Origin of the sequence: Stutzerimonas chloritidismutans AW-1 (genome assembly GCF_000495915.1) — a bacterium.
GTDB lineage: Bacteria > Pseudomonadota > Gammaproteobacteria > Pseudomonadales > Pseudomonadaceae > Stutzerimonas > Stutzerimonas chloritidismutans.
In genome coordinates this window covers 17,641-33,764 of sequence record NZ_AOFQ01000003.1, presented here as the reverse complement: position 1 = coordinate 33,764, position 16,124 = coordinate 17,641, and the positions used below count along the sequence as shown (strand labels likewise).

The following is a 16,124-nucleotide window of genomic DNA, read 5'->3' as shown; positions in this document are numbered from 1 at the left end:
GCGAAGGTGCCATCGCGCCCGAGGCGGCAACGGCTCAGCTGCTACGGTTCGGAAGATCCGTGAAAGCTGTATTGAGACGGGAGCGTAGTCTACTGGATCAGCCCCACATGCTCAAACCTCAGTCAGCCGGCGGCAACGTCCAGACCAGCGAAACGGCAGCTGCGTCGAGTTGCGGCAGATTGCCCACCGCGATCAACTGGTCTTCGCAGAAAAGCAGCGGCAGGCGCGCCCGAACGAAGCCCGGCACGCCGTTCTCATTGAGCAAGCGCTTGAGGTCACGCCGGCCGCGGCCGGGCAGTACCAGCCACTCGCCGCCGGCTCGGTAGCGCACCTGCAGTCGGCCTGCCGGGGCCGTACCGATCAGGTGCAGGCTGCCATTGCCGGGCAACGACAGATCGGTCGATGGCTGCGGCCAGGCGAGCGGCCCCTCTGCCGGCAGCAACCATGAATTGCCCACCCACCAGACCCGCTCGCCGGTGCGCTGCAACTCGCCACGCCCCAGCCGCCAGCGTGGCGTGGCGTCGCCTCGCGCATCGCGCAGCGACTCCCAGCCGCACCAGTGATCGCTGTCCGGAAGCTCGGTGAGGTGCGCCAGCCAATGACGCAGGGCGTTGCGCTGTCGGGCTGGCGACAAGGCACGCAGCGCCGGCAGACAGAGACTGGGCAGTGCCAGCCAGTCGACCGGAGATGGCTGCTGCGCAGCAGCAAGGTCTGCCTGCGCCAGCTCATCCAGCAACGCCTGCGCCTCGGCCATGTGCGCGGCAGTGCGCGCCATGTTCGCCGACGCCTGTGGCCAGCGGCGGCTGATCGGCGGCAGCACCTGCAGACGCAGGTAGTTGCGCGCGTGATCATCACACTGGTTGCTCGGGTCTTCGATCCAGCGCAGGCCCTGGGCGTCGGCGTAGGCCTGCAGCTCGGCGCGCGAAACGGCCAGCAGCGGCCGCAGCAGCCTGCCCTGCCCCAGCGGCCGCTCCGCCGGCATAGCCGCCAGCCCGCGCACGCCGGCACCACGCAACAGACGAAACAGCAGCGTCTCGGCCTGGTCGTCGCGGTGCTGCGCGGTCAGCAGCAGATCACCTTCGCCGAGGCGTTCAGCGAAGGCGGCGTAACGCGCATCCCGCGCGGCACGCTCCAGGCTTGCGCCGTGCGCGACCTGCACCCGCACGATTTCGAGCGGCACGCCTAGCCCCTCGCAAACCTGCCGGCAGTGCTCCGGCCAGGCATCGGCGACCGCCTGCAGGCCGTGATGCACATGGACGGCGCTGATTGGCGGCAACCTTCGGCCCTGCGTCAGTCGCACCAGTGCATGCAGCAGCACCGTCGAATCGAGCCCGCCGGAAAAGCCGACCAGCCAGCGCCGCGCGGCTAGCCACGGGCGCAGTGCATCGAGCAGTTTGGATTCGACCGGCATGGAAATCGACTCATTCAGGCAAGGCGGCCAGCATAAGGCAGCGCACGCCACGACTACAGCCGCCAGCGGTGCGCACCTTTCAAGAGCACGACGCAAACACAGCGGCGCACCTTCGTTGACGCCCTCCGCACCGCGCCGCTCCAAAACAGTGCACACCCATGGCTATCTGAGATCGCCGCAAACAGATCGAGGCATTCAAATTCGAGCTAGGCCTCTGTAATCGTTGGCTTTCTCGTAGTTGGCAAGGGAAATGCAAAAGTCCGCTCAGCTTATTCCAAAAGCTGTTGCTGACTTACCAGCCGGGCTACTGAATACCCGGCGCCACCTTTAGGGACATACCACCATGCTCAAGAAACTGACCCTCGCCATCGCCGCCGCCAGCGCCGTGACTGCCAGCAGCTTCGCCGTCGCGGAAACCGTCTCCAGCCCCGTTGGCGACTTCGACGTCAGCATGAACGTCGGCCTGACCTCGGACTACATGTTCCGCGGTATCTCGCAAACCCAGGGCAACGGCGCCATCCAGGGCGGTCTGGACGTAGCCCACGAGAGCGGCCTGTACGTTGGCACCTGGGCGTCCAACGTCGACTTCGGCGGTGACGCCTCGGTGGAATTCGACTACTACCTGGGCTTCGGTAACAACATCACCGAGAACATCTCCTACGATCTGGGCTGGATCAAGTACGACTACCCGGGCGAAAGCGCGCTGAACTTCAGCGAGTACTACGGCAGCCTGAGCGCCTACGGCTTCACGGCCGGCGCGGCCTACTCCGACGACTTCGCCGGCGACGACACCACCCTGTACTCCTATCTCGGCTACGAATACGCCCTGCCCTACGACGTCGGTCTGGCCCTGCAGTACGGCAAGTACGATTTCAAGGACGCCACCTTCGGCAACGACGATACCTACAACGACTGGTCGGTCGGCCTGAGCAAGACCATGGCCGGTCTGGACTTCGGCCTGACCTACTCCGACACCAGCTTGAGCGGCAGCGAATGCGCAGGCTTCGTCGGCAAGGACGACTACTGCGACGCGACCTTCGTGGTTTCGGTTTCGAAGAGCTTGTAACTCCTGTCGGGACCGCAACAAAGGCCTGACCCAGTCACGTGTCGCATGGTCTGCAGGACGTAGAGCGGGTGACACCCGCCGAACGTGGCCCTCCGCCTTGTTGTAAGAGCGATGCAAGGCCCAGAAAAAACGAAACCCCGCCGCGAGGCAGGGTTTCGTTTGTCGGGCGGTGAGGTGTAACCGCGCGGGTTTCACCCGCCCTATAAAGCTACATACGCCAGGGGTTCAGCGCTCGCCGATGATGCCGCTGCGCCTGTTGCTGGACCCCGTCTGAACAGGCCCGGAAACGAAAAACCACGCCGGGTAGGCGGGGTTTCTGCAGCGGACAAAACGGCATCCGATCAGGCGATACCGTAGCTCATCAGGCGCGCGTAGCGGCGCTCCAGCAGCGCGTCGGTATCCAGCGCCTTGAGCATTTCCAGCTGAGTCCTGAGTTCGTCACGCAGCGAAGCCGCGGTGACGGCCGGGTTGCGATGCGCGCCGCCCAGGGGCTCGGAAATCACCTTGTCGACGATCCCGAGGTCCTTCAGGCGCTCGGCAGTCACGCCCATGGCGTCGGCCGCTTCGGGTGCCTTGTCGGCGGTGCGCCAGAGAATCGAGGCGCAGCCTTCCGGCGAGATCACCGCGTAGGTGGAGTACTGCAGCATGTTCAGCTGGTCGCAGACACCGATGGCCAGTGCACCACCGGAACCGCCTTCACCGATGACAGTGGCGATGATCGGCGTTTTCAGCCGCGCCATCACGCGCAGGTTCCAGGCGATGGCTTCGCTCTGGTTGCGCTCTTCGGCGTCGATACCCGGATAAGCGCCGGGGGTGTCGATGAAGGTGAGGATTGGCATCTTGAAGCGCTCGGCCATCTCCATCAGACGGCATGCCTTGCGGTAGCCCTCCGGACGCGGCATGCCGAAGTTGCGGCGTACCTTCTCGCGGACTTCACGGCCCTTCTGGTGGCCGATGATCATCACCGGCTGGTCGTCCAGACGCGCAATGCCACCGACGATGGCGGCGTCGTCGGAGAAGTGGCGATCACCGTGCAGTTCTTCGAACTCGGTGAACAGGTGGTTGATGTAGTCGAGGGTGTAGGGCCGCTGCGGGTGCCGGGCCAAACGTGCGATCTGCCAGCTGGTCAGATTGCCGAAGATGCTCTCGGTGAGCGACTCGCTCTTATCCTGCAGGCGGGTGATTTCATCGCCAATGTTCAGCGAATTGTCATTACCAACCAGGCGCAACTCTTCGATCTTGGCTTGCAGGTCGGCGATCGGCTGTTCGAAATCGAGAAAATTCGGGTTCATAGTCATCCGTCATGCGTCGACGGCCGGGGGGCCGGGAAGCTGTTCCGTTTTTTGCGCCCTACCTTACGGGACGGACGCATTCAGGTCGAACAAAAAATGTTCGCAATCATGACTCGATCAAGATCGGGTCGCTTGGGTAGTGGCCGGGTCATGCGCCAGTTTTCCTGGCGATAACTCGATGCTGGCCGCTATCGGTATTGCAGGAAGACGTTGTCGCGCCCGAACTGGTCACGCAATGCCTGAATCAAGTGATCCGCCGGATCGATTCGCCAGCTCTCGCCAAACTGCAACAGCGCCTTGGCGTCGCTACCGGTGTACTCCAGAGTGATCGGGCAGGCCCCGCGATGACGACCACAGACGTCTGCCAGCCAGCGCACCCGGTCACCCCTGAGCGCATCGCTGCCGACCTTGACCCGCAAGCTCTCGGCCAGACCGGTGCGCGCTTCTTCCAGGCTCATCACCCGCTTGGCACGCAGACGCAGGCCACCGGAGAAATCGTCGTTGCTGACTTCACCTTCGACCACCACCAGCGCATCGGTCTGTAGCAGTGCCTGAGCCGTATTGAAGGCTTCGGCGAACAGCGAGGCCTCGATGCGCCCGGAGCGGTCGTCCAGGGTGATGAAACCCATCTTGTCACCCTTCTTGTTCTTCATCACCCGCAGGTTGACGATCAACCCGGCGACCGTCTGGGTATCGCGAGCCGGACGCAGATCGATGATGCGCTGACGGGCGAAGCGACGTACTTCTCCTTCGTATTCATCAATCGGGTGGCCAGTGAGGTAGAGACCCAGGGTGTCCTTCTCGCCCTTGAGGCGCTCCTTGAGCGTCAGCTCCCGCGCCTTGCGGTGATTGGCATAGACATCCGCCTCGGGCTCTGCGAACAAGCCGCCAAACAGATCCATATGGCCGCTATCCAGGCTGCGCGCAGTCTGCTCCGCCGCCTGAATCGCCTCTTCCATGGCTGACAAAAGCACCGCACGATTCTGATCAATGCCGGCCTGGTAGAGCTTCGGGTCATCGGAAAAATACGGCCCCATGCGATCCAGCGCACCGCCACGGATCAAGGCCTCGAGGGTGCGCTTGTTGATGCGTTTGAGATCGACCCGACTGCAGAAGTCGAACAGGTCCTTGAACGGCCCGCCTTCACTGCGGCATTCGACAATGGCCTCCACCGGCCCTTCACCGACACCCTTGATCGCACCCAGACCGTAGATGATGCGCCCGTCGTCGCTGACGGTGAACTTGAATTCGGAGTTGTTCACGTCCGGCGCATCGATACGCAGCTTCATGCTGCGACATTCTTCGATCAGCGTGACCACCTTGTCGGTGTTGTGCATGTCCGCCGAAAGCACCGCGGCCATGAACGGCGACGGGTAATGCGCCTTAAGCCAGGCGGTCTGATAGGACACCAGACCGTAGGCCGCCGAGTGCGACTTGTTAAAGCCGTAACCGGCAAACTTCTCTACCAGGTCGAAGATGTTGCCCGCCAGATCAGCATCGATACCGTTGTTCTTGCAGCCCTCAATGAAACCGCCGCGCTGCTTGGCCATTTCCTCGGGCTTCTTCTTGCCCATGGCGCGGCGCAGCATGTCGGCGCCGCCTAGCGTGTAGCCGGCCATGACCTGGGCAATCTGCATCACCTGTTCCTGATACAGGATGATGCCGTAGGTGGGCGCAAGAACCGGCTTGAGGCCTTCGTACTGGTAATCCGAATGCGGGTAGGAGATTTCCGCGCGACCATGCTTGCGGTTGATGAAGTCGTCGACCATGCCCGATTGCAGCGGGCCGGGACGGAACAGCGCCACGAGGGCGATCAGGTCTTCCAGGCAGTCGGGTTTGAGCTTTTTGATCAGCTCTTTCATGCCACGCGATTCGAGCTGGAACACCGCCGTGGTTTCGGCCTTTTGCAGCAGCGAGTAGGTGGGCTTGTCATCCAGGGGGATAAAGTCGATGTCGACCGGTTCGAGACCCTTACGCGCCTGTTCGCGGTTGATGGTTTCCAGCGCCCATTTGATGATGGTCAGCGTGCGCAGGCCGAGAAAGTCGAACTTGACCAGACCGGCAGACTCGACGTCGTCCTTGTCGAACTGGGTGACCAGGCTGCCGCCCTCGTCATCGCAGGCGATGGGGGCGAAATCGGTGAGTTTGGTCGGCGCAATCACCACGCCGCCGGCATGCTTGCCGGTGCCGCGGGTGATGCCTTCGAGCCTGAGCGCCATGTCCCAGATTTCCCTAGCGTCTTCATCGACGGCAAGGAAGTCGCGCAGCGGCTCTTCCATCTCGTAGGCTTTTTCCAGCGTCATGCCTACTTCAAAGGGGATCATCTTCGACAGGCGATCCGCCAGCCCGTAGGACTTGCCCTGCACCCGCGCCACGTCACGCACCACCGCCTTGGCCGCCATGGTGCCGAAGGTGATGATCTGGCTCACCGCATTGCGACCGTATTTCTCAGCCACGTAATCGATGACCCGGTCGCGGCCATCCATGCAGAAGTCGACGTCGAAGTCGGGCATGGAAACCCGCTCAGGGTTGAGGAAGCGCTCGAACAGCAGATCGTAGGCCAGCGGGTCCAGGTCGGTGATTTTCTGCACATAGGCCACCAGCGAGCCGGCACCCGAGCCACGGCCTGGCCCTACAGGCACCCCATTGCTCTTGGCCCACTGGATAAAGTCCATGACGATCAGGAAGTAACCCGGAAAGCCCATCTGGATGATGATATCCAGCTCGAAATTCAGCCGATCGACATAGACCTGCCTCTTCGCCTCGTAATCGGGCGTATCCCGGGGCAGCAGCACTTCCAGCCGCTCTTCGAGGCCGTCGAACGAGACCTTGCGGAAGTAATCGTCCATGGTCATGCCGTCCGGCACCGGGAAATCGGGCAGGAAGTAGGTGCCCAGCTGCACCTCGATGTTGCAGCGCCTGGCGATCTCGACGGTATTTTCCAGCGCCTCGGGGAGGTCACTGAACAGCTCGTACATTTCCTCGGGCGTTTTCAGATACTGCTGATCGGAATAGTTGCGCGGTCGTCGCGAGTCGTCGAGGGTGCGGCTTTCGCCAATGCAGACGCGCGTTTCATGGGCTTCGAAATCATCCTGCTTGAGAAAGCGCACGTCATTGGTCGCCACCAGCGGCACAGCGCAGCGCTCGGCCAGCGCTACTGCCGCGTGCAGATGCTCCTCATCGTTGACCCGGCTGGTGCGCTGCACTTCCAGATAGAAACGCTCGGGAAACACCGATTGCCACTCGGCCAGCAGCGCCTCGGCCAGCGACTCCTCGCCGTTGAGCAGGGCAAGTCCGATCTCGCCCTCCTTGGCGCCGGACAAGGCAATCAGCCCTTCCGAGGACTGCTTCACCCAGTCACGCTCGATGATCACCAGGTCATTGCGCTGACCTTCGGTCCAACCACGCGAAACCAGCTCAGTGAGGTTGCGATACCCCTTGGGATTCATCGCCAGCAAGGTCAAGCGGCTGAGAGGACCGTCCTCGTCACAACCAGCCATCCAGATATCGGCACCGCAGATCGGCTTTATGCCGGCGCCCTGCGCGGCTTTATAGAACTTGACCAGCGAGCACATATTGCTCATGTCGGTCACCGCCACTGCCGGCATGCCACCTGCCGCGACCGCCTTGATCAGCGGCTTGACCCGAACCAGCCCATCGACCAGCGAGTACTCGGTATGCAGACGTAGATGGACGAAGGAAACAGGCATGAACAGACCTTGAGCTGGCAGAACGACAAGCGCGGAATTGTACCGGAAAGCACGGACGGGCTGGCGACCGCGCTAACGGTAGCCGACACGGTAAAAGGGTGTTCGGCGGCCCAGGACCTCATGAAGCACCTGGCTGGCCCGCGTACAGTTACCCGCTAGACCAGCAGCACGCTGGCCGGGATGTCGGTCTCGACAACTGCCTGCTCAAGCAGCGTACGCACGGGGGCGAAAGAGCGCCGATGAATGGGCGTTGGTCCTAGCCGACGAAGCGCTTCCAGATGGCTTGGAGTCGGATAACCCTTGTGCCCGGCCAGCCCATAACCCGGATAGCAGAGATCCAGGGCCTGCATTTCGCGGTCACGACTGACCTTGGCCAGGATGGATGCCGCAGCGATAGCCGGCACCTGACCGTCGCCCTGGATCACCGGTGCGCTGGGCACGTTCAGCTGAGGGCAGCGATTGCCATCGATGAGTGCCAGCCGCGGCGTGACACTCAGTCCATCAACCGCACGCTGCATGGCGAGCATCGTGGCGTGAAGGATATTCAGCTGATCGATCTCTTCGACCTCCGCTCGGGCAATGCACCACGCCACCGCCTTTTCGCAGATCTCGTCGAACAACGCTTCACGACGGGCTTCGCTCAGCTTTTTCGAGTCGTTGAGGCCTTTGATCGGACGCGCCGGATCGAGGATCACTGCAGCGGTCACTACAGGACCACACAGCGGCCCGCGCCCGACCTCGTCGACGCCGGCAACCAGCTCTTCGACCAGATTGAAATCGAGTCCGAACTGCATCAACGAACTCCAACCAGGCGCAACACGGCATCGGCGGCCTGACTCGACGCATCGCAACGCAGGGTGCGATGAATACTGTCGAAGCCTTCGGTTTGCACGTCACCATCGTCCAGCAGTGGCGACAGAGACTGCGCAAGCGCTTCGGGGGTAGCGGCGTCCTGCAGCAACTCGGGAACCAGCAGACGCTGGGCCAGCAGGTTGGGAAGCGCAACATAGGGGCTCTTCACCAGCCGCCGGAGGATGCGGTAAGTCATTGGCGCTACGCTGTAGGCAACCACCATAGGACGTTTGAACAACAGCGCCTCAAGCGTTGCCGTACCGGAAGCAATCAACACGGCGTTGCAGGCGGCCAATGCCTCATGGGACCGGCCATCGAGCAGGGTCAGCGGTAAATCACGCGTAACCAGCATCTGCTCAAGCTGCAGCCGCCGCTCGGGGCTGGCGCAAGGCATGACAAAACGAATCCCGGGACGCATGGCGCGCAACCGCTCGGCAGCGGAAAGGAAAAGATCCCCCAGGCGAGCGACTTCGCCGCCCCTGCTACCGGGCATCAGCGCGACGACCAGGCCATCCGCTGGCAATCCGAGCGCTTGCCGTGCCGCGGCACGATCGGCGCAAAGCGGAATGGCATCAGCCAGGGGATGACCGACGAAGCGAACCGGTACCTGGTGCTCGTCGTAGAACCTGGCCTCGAACGGAAACAGCGTGAGCATCAGATCGCAGGCGTCACGGATCTTCAGCACCCGCTTCTGACGCCAGGCCCAGACCGACGGACTGACGTAGTGCACGGTCTTGATTCCGGCGCGGCGCAGCTTGAGCTCAAGCCCGAGATTGAAATCCGGTGCGTCGATGCCGATGAATACATCCGGCCGCTGCTGGATCAGCGTGTCCACCAGGCGTTTGCGGCGGGCCAGCAGCTCCGGCAAACGGCCGAGCACTTCGACCAGGCCCATCACTGCCAGACGCTCGAGCGGAAAGTACGACTGCAACCCTTCGGCCTGCATGCGCGAGCCGCCGACCCCGATGAATTCGACATTCGCGTGCTGAGCCTTCAGCGCCTGCATCAGGCCCGCACCAAGGATGTCACCGGAGGACTCCCCGGCTACCAAGGCAACCCTGAGCGGCCGGTTCATCTCAGCGGGTGATGCCACGAGTTGAACCCTGGATCGAGTCGCGGAAGATCGCAACCTCGGGGAATGCCGCTGCACTTTCGGCCAGCTCGGAGAGTGCGGCCTCCACGGTCAACCCCTTGCGGTAGACGACCTTGTAAGCGTTGCGCAGGGCGTGAACGGCTTCGGCGCTGAAGCCACGACGACGCATGCCCTCGAAGTTCATGCTGCGCGCCTCCGCCGGATTGCCGAACACGGTGACAAATGCCGGTACATCCTTGCCGATCGCCGTGCCCATGCCGGAAAAACTATGGGCGCCGATATGGCAGAACTGATGTACCAGGGTGTAACCGGAGAGAATGGCCCAGTCGCCCACATGGACGTGACCGGCCAGCGCGGTGTTGTTGACCAGAATGCAATGATTGGCGATCACGCTGTCGTGGCCGATGTGAGCATAAGCCATGATCAGGTTGTGATCACCGAGGGTGGTTTCGGAGCGATCCTGCACGGTGCCGCGATGGATGGTGACACCCTCGCGAATCACGTTGTGATCGCCAATCACCAGGCGCGTCGGCTCACCCTTGTACTTCAGATCCGGCGTATCTTCGCCAACCGAGGAGAACTGATAGATGCGATTGTGCCGACCGATACGGGTCGGCCCTTTGATGACCACATGCGACGCGATCACCGTACCCTCGCCAATTTCGACGTCCGGACCAATGATCGACCATGGGCCGACCTGGACGTCATCCGCCAAGCGAGCCGCAGGGTCGATGATGGCGCGAGGGTCGATCAAACTCATATCTTCTGTTCCGCGCAGATGATTTCTGCCGAGCAGACCGGCTTGCCCTCGACGCTCGCACGACAATCGAACTTCCAGATGCCGCGTTTGGCGCTGATGAAGGAAGCTTCCAGCACCAGCTGATCGCCCGGAACCACCGGCTGACGGAAGCGCAGCTTGTCAGAGCCGACGAAATAGTAAAGCGTGCCATCGGCTGGCTTGACGCCCATCATCTTGAAACCAAGCAGACCGGCCGCCTGCGCCATGGCTTCGATGATCAGCACGCCTGGCATGATCGGATGCTGTGGAAAATGCCCATTGAAGAACGGTTCGTTGATGGTCACGTTCTTGTAGGCACGAACGCGCTTGGCCTCGACGTCCATCTCCGTCACACGGTCCACCAGCAGGAACGGGTAGCGGTGAGGCAAATATTCGCGAATCTCGTTGATATCCATCATGTCAGGAAAGAGCCTGTAAAAAAGTATAGGGCCGCCTGCGCTGAAAGCCCGCGCGAGCACTGACAGGCATTAACCCCGAAAAAAACCGGATCAGACGGTAAGCTCAGGCATCAGAAGCCGGATTCTGACCCTGAGTCACGGTAGCCAGGCTTTTCTCCAGCTGTTGCAGCCGGCGAGCCATGTCATCCAACTGACGAATACGCGCCGCACTCTTTCTCCAATCGGCAGCATTCTGCATCGCCGTGCCCGAGGAGTAGCTTCCGGGTTCCGTGATCGAGCGCGTGACCATCGTCATACCCGTCACGAACACGTTGTCGCACACTTCGATGTGCCCAACCATGCCGACGCCACCGGCGATCATGCAATTGCGTCCGATCTTGGTGCTACCGGAGATGCCGGCACAGCCAGCCATCGCCGTGTTGTCACCGATCTGCACGTTGTGCGCGATCATGATCTGATTATCTAGCTTCACGCCGTTGCCAATCAGCGTATCGGAAAGGGCGCCGCGGTCGATGGTGGTATTCGAGCCAATCTCCACATCATCTCCGATACGCACACCGCCGATTTGAGCGATCTTCTGCCAGGCACCTTTTTCCTTGGCGAAGCCGAACCCCTCACCACCGATCACGGCACCGGACTGGATCACCACGCGCTTACCGATCTGCACGTCGTGATAAAGCGTGACTCGCGGTGCGAGTCGCCCGCCAGCGCCGATTCGGCTACGGGCGCCGACGAATGACTGCGCACCGATCACCACATCCGCCTCGATGGTTGCGCCGGACTCGATCACCACATAGGGACCAATACTGGCCGACGAAACTACATAAGCATCGGCAGCGACCACCGCCGTCGGGTGAATGCCGCTATTCGCTACCGGTCGAGTCTCGAACAGGTGCGACGCGCGCGCATAAGCCAGATAGGGGTCGCTAACGACAATTGCCGCGCCTTCGTAGCCTTCAGCATCAGCGGGAGCCAACAACACCGCGGCGGCCTGGGTGGTCGACAGGTACTTGCGATACTGAGCATTGGCAAGGAAGCTCAAATGCGCCGGGCCCGCCTCCTGCAGGGTAGCGAGCCCTCTAATAGTCTGGTCAGCATCGCCGCGCAGGGTGCCACCCAGTTCCTCGGCCAGCTGGCCGAGTGTATAGACTGCGCCTGCCATATCAGCGCAGCTGATTCATGCGCTCGATGACCTGGCGGGTGATATCGAACTGCGGTTTGACATCCACCACGGCACCACGCTCGAACACCAGGTCGTAGTTGCCCTTCTTGATGACTTCTTCGACAGCCTGATCAAGCTTCGGCTTGAGCTGCTTGAGCATGTCCCGATCCGCCACAGCCTTTGCCTCGTTCAATTCCTTGGACTGGAACTGGAAGTCACGTGCCTTTTGCTTGAATTCGAGCTCCAGACGTTCACGCTCGGCCTGCTGCATCTTGTCACCGTCCTTGACCAGGCGATCCTGAATACGCTTGGCGTCGCTTTCGAGTGTTTTCAGCTTGCTCAGTTGGGGGCCGAACTTCTTCTCCGCGTCGACCGCGTAACGTTTGGCCGCATCCGACTCAAGCAGCGCCATCTGATAGTTCATGACGGCGATCTTCATTTCGGCAAATGCTGGGGTCGCTACCAGCGCGGCAACGACGAGAAACAGTTGAGTCAACTTACGCACGGTAAACACCACTCCTGAAAGAAAGCACTGAGGCATCACGCCGCAATGTTAGAACGTTTGTCCCAGCGAGAACTGGAATACCTGAGTATCGGCCTCGTCCGGCTTGACCACCGGCATAGCCAGACTGAAGCTCAGCGGGCCCATTGCGGTAATCCAGGTCAGACCTACACCCACCGAGCTGGCCATATCGCCGAAGTCGATATCGCTGCAATTACTCGACTCTGTTGGGCAATTGGTGTTGTACACATTACCTACGTCCCAGAACACCGAGGTACGCAGCGAGCGCTGATCCTTGACGAACGGCATGGGGAACAGCACTTCCAAGCCCCCCTGGATGAGTACGTTACCACCGAACGGCAGAGGATCCTGATCCGGGTCGGCGATGGTGCCTGGGCGCGACCCGTCACTCGGCGTGCTACGAGGGCCGAGACTGCTATCCTCGAAGCCGCGTACCGAATTGAAGCCGCCGGCATAGTAATGCTCGTAGAACGGCAGGCTCGAGGTCGAGCCATAGGCGTCCCCGTAACCCAGGCGCGTATGCATGCGCAGGGTGTAATCCTTGCTCATCGGTACGAACAGCTGGCCGTTGTAGTCGAGTTTGTAGAAAGACAGGTCGCTACCCGGAATAGTACTTTCGAATACCAGGCTCTGCGAATGGCCGCGAGTTGCGAGCACGCCGCGATTGAGGGTCGACTCGGACCAACCTGCAGATGCCTTGAAGTTGAGGAAGCTGTCGCCCTCCTCCTCCATGAAGTCGAAGATCTCGTCCACGGTATAACGGCCAGTATCAAGATCATCCTGCTGCACAGTCAGGCCGAATGACAGTCGAGACGTCTCGCTGATCGGGTAGCCGATGTTGATGCCGCCACCAAGGCTATCCACCGAATAACTGGAAACGTCGTAATCGAGTTCGTCGTAATCGGTGGTGCGATAGAAGGCGTTATACCCCAGGCTGACACCGTCTTCGGTCCAGTAGGGGTCGACGAAACCGAAGTTGTAACGCGTCTGGTATTCGCTGCGAGTCAAGCCCAGGGAGACCCGGTTCCCGGTACCGAGGAAGTTGTTCTGGCTGATGGAGCCACCCAGAATCAGGCCTGCGTTTTGCGCAAAACCGATGCTGGCCATGATCGAACCGGACGGTTGCTCCTCGACGCTGTAGTTGACGTCGATCTGGTCGTCCGTACCTGGCACCTGCGGCGTTTCTACGTTCACTTCCTTGAAGAAGCCCAGGCGCTCGAGACGAGTCTTGGATTGGTCGATCAAATAGGTCGACGCCCAACCACCTTCCATCTGGCGCATCTCGCGACGCAGCACTTCATCTTCGGTCTTGGTATTCCCGCGGAAATTGACGCGATTGACGTACGCACGCTTACCCGGATCGACGACGAACGTGATCGACACCGTATTGTCTTCGTCGTGAGCTTCAGGAACACCGTTGACGTTGGCAAAGGTATAGCCTTCGTTACCCAAGCGCCGTGTAATCAGCTCGGAGGTGGTGGTCATCACCTTGCGCGAGAACACCTGACCTTCTTTTGCCAGCAACAGCGCCTCGATCTCTTCCTGCGGAACCTTGAGATCACCGCTCAGCTTGACATCGCGCACGGTATAGCGCTCGCCTTCGTCGATGTTCACGGTGACATAGACGTGCTTCTTGTCTGGCGTTATGGATACCTGGGTCGAGGTGATATCCATGTTGATGTAACCGCGATCCAGGTAATACGAGCGCAGGCGTTCCAGGTCACCGGAGAGCTTTTCACGCGCGTACTTGTCGTCGTTGCGGAAGAACGACAGCCAGTTTGTGGTCTTCAGCTCGAACAGATCCACCAGATCTTCGTCCGCGAAGACAGAATTGCCCACGATATTGACGTGCTTGATCGCCGCCACCGAGCCTTCGTTGATCTTGATCTTCAACGCCACCCGATTACGCGGCTGCGAAATGACCTCGGTTTCGATGGTCGCCGAATAGCGCCCCTGGGCAACGTACTGGCGCTGCAGTTCATTACGTACACCCTCGAGCGTGGCCTGCTGAAAGATTTCCCCTTCGGCCAGACCGGACTGCTGCAAACCTGACAGCAGATCTTCGGTCTTGATCGCCTTGTTGCCTTCGATCTCGATGCCGGAAATAGATGGTCGCTCGACTACGCTGATGACCAGCACATCGCCATCCCGCCCCAGCTGAATATCCTGAAAGAAACCGGTTCGGAAGAGCGCACGAGTGGCATCGACGAGGCGATTGTCATCGGCGGGCTCACCCACGTTCAAAGGCAGAGCGCCGAATACGCTGCCGGCGGAAACCCGCTGCAGGCCATTGACCCGGATATCGGAAATAGTGAAGGACTCAGCGTGAACTTCGGCGATCATCAATGCGGAGATAACCGCAGGTAGCAGCAGACGTTTCATGAAGTCCTTTCTTATTCAAACCTGATAAATGAACCGGCGATTCGGCATGGCGACACTACGGATTCGGCATTACAGACGGCCAAGGTCATTGACCAGTGCAAGCAGCATCACCCCAACCACCAGGCTGATGCCGATCTGTACTCCCCATCCCTGTACCCGCTCCGACAGAGGACGTCCGCGGACCCACTCGACGACATAGAAGAGCAGATGGCCGCCATCGAGCACCGGGATAGGCAATAGATTGAGAACCCCCAGACTAATGCTCAGATAGGCGAGGAAATTGAGGAAATCCCCCAGGCCCGACTGGGCAGAAGCGCCCGCCACTTTAGCAATGGTTATCGGACCGCTCAAGTTTTTTACCGAGAGCTCCCCGAAGAGCATTTTCTTCAGCGAATCGAGGGTCAGCAGGCTCATGGTCCAGGTGCGCCTTACGCCTTCGACCACCGCTTCAAAAGGACCGAAGCTGACTTCGCGCAGCATTTCCGCTGGCCATTCACCACCTTCGACACCCGCCCCCAGATAACCGCGGCGCGCATCGCCTTCGCCACGCGCGGCCAGCGTCAACGAAACATCGAGTCGCTCACCGGCGCGCTCCACCTGCAGGGATACCGGCTCACCGGGCAGTACCTTGACTGCGTCGATCACCTGCTGCCAATCGTCCAGTGGCTGCTGATCCATACTCAACAGGCGGTCGCCGAGACGAATACCTGCGGCCTGCGCCGGGCCTTCAGGGTCCAACTGAGCGACCACTGGGACAATCTGAGGGCGCCAGGGTCTGATTCCGAGCGAGGTGATCGGGTCCGGCTCCTCCACGCCTTTCAGCCAATTTTGCAACGGGATCTGCAGGTGCTGCTCGCCAGAACCGCCAAGCTCTCGCACCGTCATATCGAGCTGACCGCTCTCGCCCAGGCGCCGTACCAACTGTAAATTGACCTCGGACCAGCCACTGACTGGCTTGCCATTGACCGCAACGATCTCCTGATCGACCGCCATCCCCGCCTGAGCAGCGAGACTGCCTTGCGCGACAGCACCGACAACAGGCCGCACCTGTTCGCTGCCAAGCATCGCCAGCAGCCAGAAGAACACCATAGCTAACAGGAAATTGGCCAACGGCCCGGCGGATACGATAGCGAAGCGCTGGCGGACGCTCTTGCGATTGAATGCACTGTCGAGCAAAGCGGGAGGCACGTCGCCCTCACGTTCGTCGAGCATCTTGACGTAACCGCCAAGCGGTATCGCAGCGATGACGAACTCGGTGCCCTGCCGGTCATGCCAGCGAAGCAGCGGACTACCGAAGCCAACGGAGAATCGCAGCACCTTCACGCCACAGCGACGGGCAACCCAGAAATGACCGAATTCGTGAAAGGTCACCAACACCCCGAGCGCAACGAGGGTGCCGATGATCATGTAGAGCGCGCCCATATTTTCCTCCGGGA

General features: G+C 60.9%; 12 protein-coding genes. 1 reads left to right on the top strand and 11 read right to left on the bottom strand.

Translation table 11 applies throughout. The annotated features are described in order from the left end of the window. Positions 1-118: 118 nt before the first annotated feature. Entirely contained in the window at positions 119-1,411 is a 1,293-nt protein-coding gene (tilS, locus tag F753_RS26050) for a tRNA lysidine(34) synthetase TilS (RefSeq protein ID WP_003299351.1), read from the bottom strand. A gap of 343 nt (positions 1,412-1,754) precedes the next feature. Between tilS and F753_RS26045 the strand changes: the two genes are divergently transcribed. Continuing rightward, entirely contained in the window at positions 1,755-2,477 is a 723-nt protein-coding gene (locus F753_RS26045; RefSeq protein WP_003299352.1) for a TorF family putative porin, read from the top strand. A 341-nt stretch (positions 2,478-2,818) separates the two neighbouring features. Here the strand turns inward: F753_RS26045 and F753_RS26040 are convergent, their stop codons facing one another. From F753_RS26040 to rseP, 10 genes are all read right to left on the bottom strand, one after another. Then, complete coding sequence (locus tag F753_RS26040; RefSeq protein ID WP_023443752.1) at positions 2,819-3,769, bottom strand: acetyl-CoA carboxylase carboxyltransferase subunit alpha; 951 nt, start codon at positions 3,767-3,769, stop codon at positions 2,819-2,821. A 188-nt stretch (positions 3,770-3,957) separates the two neighbouring features. Then, a complete protein-coding gene (gene dnaE, locus F753_RS26035) occupies positions 3,958-7,479 on the bottom strand; it encodes a DNA polymerase III subunit alpha (RefSeq protein WP_003299354.1) in 3,522 nt (1,173 codons plus the stop codon). Between the two features lie 155 nt (positions 7,480-7,634). Next, positions 7,635-8,273, bottom strand: coding sequence for a ribonuclease HII (rnhB, locus tag F753_RS26030; protein WP_003299355.1), 639 nt, complete (start codon positions 8,271-8,273; stop codon positions 7,635-7,637). Next, the gene (gene lpxB / locus F753_RS26025; protein ID WP_003299357.1) at positions 8,273-9,406 is read right to left on the bottom strand and encodes a lipid-A-disaccharide synthase; all 1,134 of its coding nucleotides are present in this window, start codon (positions 9,404-9,406) and stop codon (positions 8,273-8,275) included. Before lpxB ends, rnhB begins: the two co-directional genes overlap by 1 nt. 1 nt (position 9,407) lies before the next feature. Continuing rightward, complete coding sequence (lpxA, locus tag F753_RS26020) at positions 9,408-10,184, bottom strand: acyl-ACP--UDP-N-acetylglucosamine O-acyltransferase (RefSeq protein WP_014819912.1); 777 nt, start codon at positions 10,182-10,184, stop codon at positions 9,408-9,410. Next, the gene (fabZ, locus tag F753_RS26015; RefSeq protein WP_003299359.1) at positions 10,181-10,621 is read right to left on the bottom strand and encodes a 3-hydroxyacyl-ACP dehydratase FabZ; all 441 of its coding nucleotides are present in this window, start codon (positions 10,619-10,621) and stop codon (positions 10,181-10,183) included. The genes lpxA and fabZ overlap by 4 nt, the downstream gene beginning before the upstream one ends. A gap of 103 nt (positions 10,622-10,724) precedes the next feature. After that, positions 10,725-11,783 carry a UDP-3-O-(3-hydroxymyristoyl)glucosamine N-acyltransferase gene (gene lpxD / locus F753_RS26010; protein ID WP_023443749.1) on the bottom strand — a complete coding sequence of 353 codons (1,059 nt, stop codon included), beginning with the start codon at positions 11,781-11,783 and terminating at the stop codon, positions 10,725-10,727. A gap of 1 nt (position 11,784) precedes the next feature. Continuing rightward, positions 11,785-12,288, bottom strand: a complete 504-nt coding sequence (locus F753_RS26005; protein ID WP_003295019.1) for an OmpH/Skp family outer membrane protein — start codon at positions 12,286-12,288, stop codon at positions 11,785-11,787. A 48-nt stretch (positions 12,289-12,336) separates the two neighbouring features. Then, positions 12,337-14,688 (bottom strand): outer membrane protein assembly factor BamA, encoded by a 2,352-nt coding sequence (bamA, locus tag F753_RS26000; RefSeq protein WP_003299362.1) that lies wholly within the window; start codon positions 14,686-14,688, stop codon positions 12,337-12,339. Between the two features lie 69 nt (positions 14,689-14,757). Next, a complete protein-coding gene (gene rseP / locus F753_RS25995; protein WP_023443747.1) occupies positions 14,758-16,110 on the bottom strand; it encodes an RIP metalloprotease RseP in 1,353 nt (450 codons plus the stop codon). Positions 16,111-16,124: the final 14 nt, after the last annotated feature.

Bases quoted from the DNA above. Each gene is read 5' to 3' on its own strand.
- rseP (WP_023443747.1), bottom strand. From the start codon at position 16,110: ATGGGCGCGCTCTACATGATCATCGGCACCCTCGTTGCGCTCGGGGTG.
- lpxD (WP_023443749.1), bottom strand. From the start codon at position 11,783: ATGGCAGGCGCAGTCTATACACTCGGCCAGCTGGCCGAGGAACTGGGT.
- fabZ (WP_003299359.1), bottom strand. From the start codon at position 10,621: ATGATGGATATCAACGAGATTCGCGAATATTTGCCTCACCGCTACCCG.
- bamA (WP_003299362.1), bottom strand. From the start codon at position 14,688: ATGAAACGTCTGCTGCTACCTGCGGTTATCTCCGCATTGATGATCGCC.
- F753_RS26045 (WP_003299352.1), top strand. From the start codon at position 1,755: ATGCTCAAGAAACTGACCCTCGCCATCGCCGCCGCCAGCGCCGTGACT.
- F753_RS26040 (WP_023443752.1), bottom strand. From the start codon at position 3,769: ATGAACCCGAATTTTCTCGATTTCGAACAGCCGATCGCCGACCTGCAA.
- lpxA (WP_014819912.1), bottom strand. From the start codon at position 10,184: ATGAGTTTGATCGACCCTCGCGCCATCATCGACCCTGCGGCTCGCTTG.
- dnaE (WP_003299354.1), bottom strand. From the start codon at position 7,479: ATGCCTGTTTCCTTCGTCCATCTACGTCTGCATACCGAGTACTCGCTG.
- tilS (WP_003299351.1), bottom strand. From the start codon at position 1,411: ATGCCGGTCGAATCCAAACTGCTCGATGCACTGCGCCCGTGGCTAGCC.
- rnhB (WP_003299355.1), bottom strand. From the start codon at position 8,273: ATGCAGTTCGGACTCGATTTCAATCTGGTCGAAGAGCTGGTTGCCGGC.
- lpxB (WP_003299357.1), bottom strand. From the start codon at position 9,406: ATGAACCGGCCGCTCAGGGTTGCCTTGGTAGCCGGGGAGTCCTCCGGT.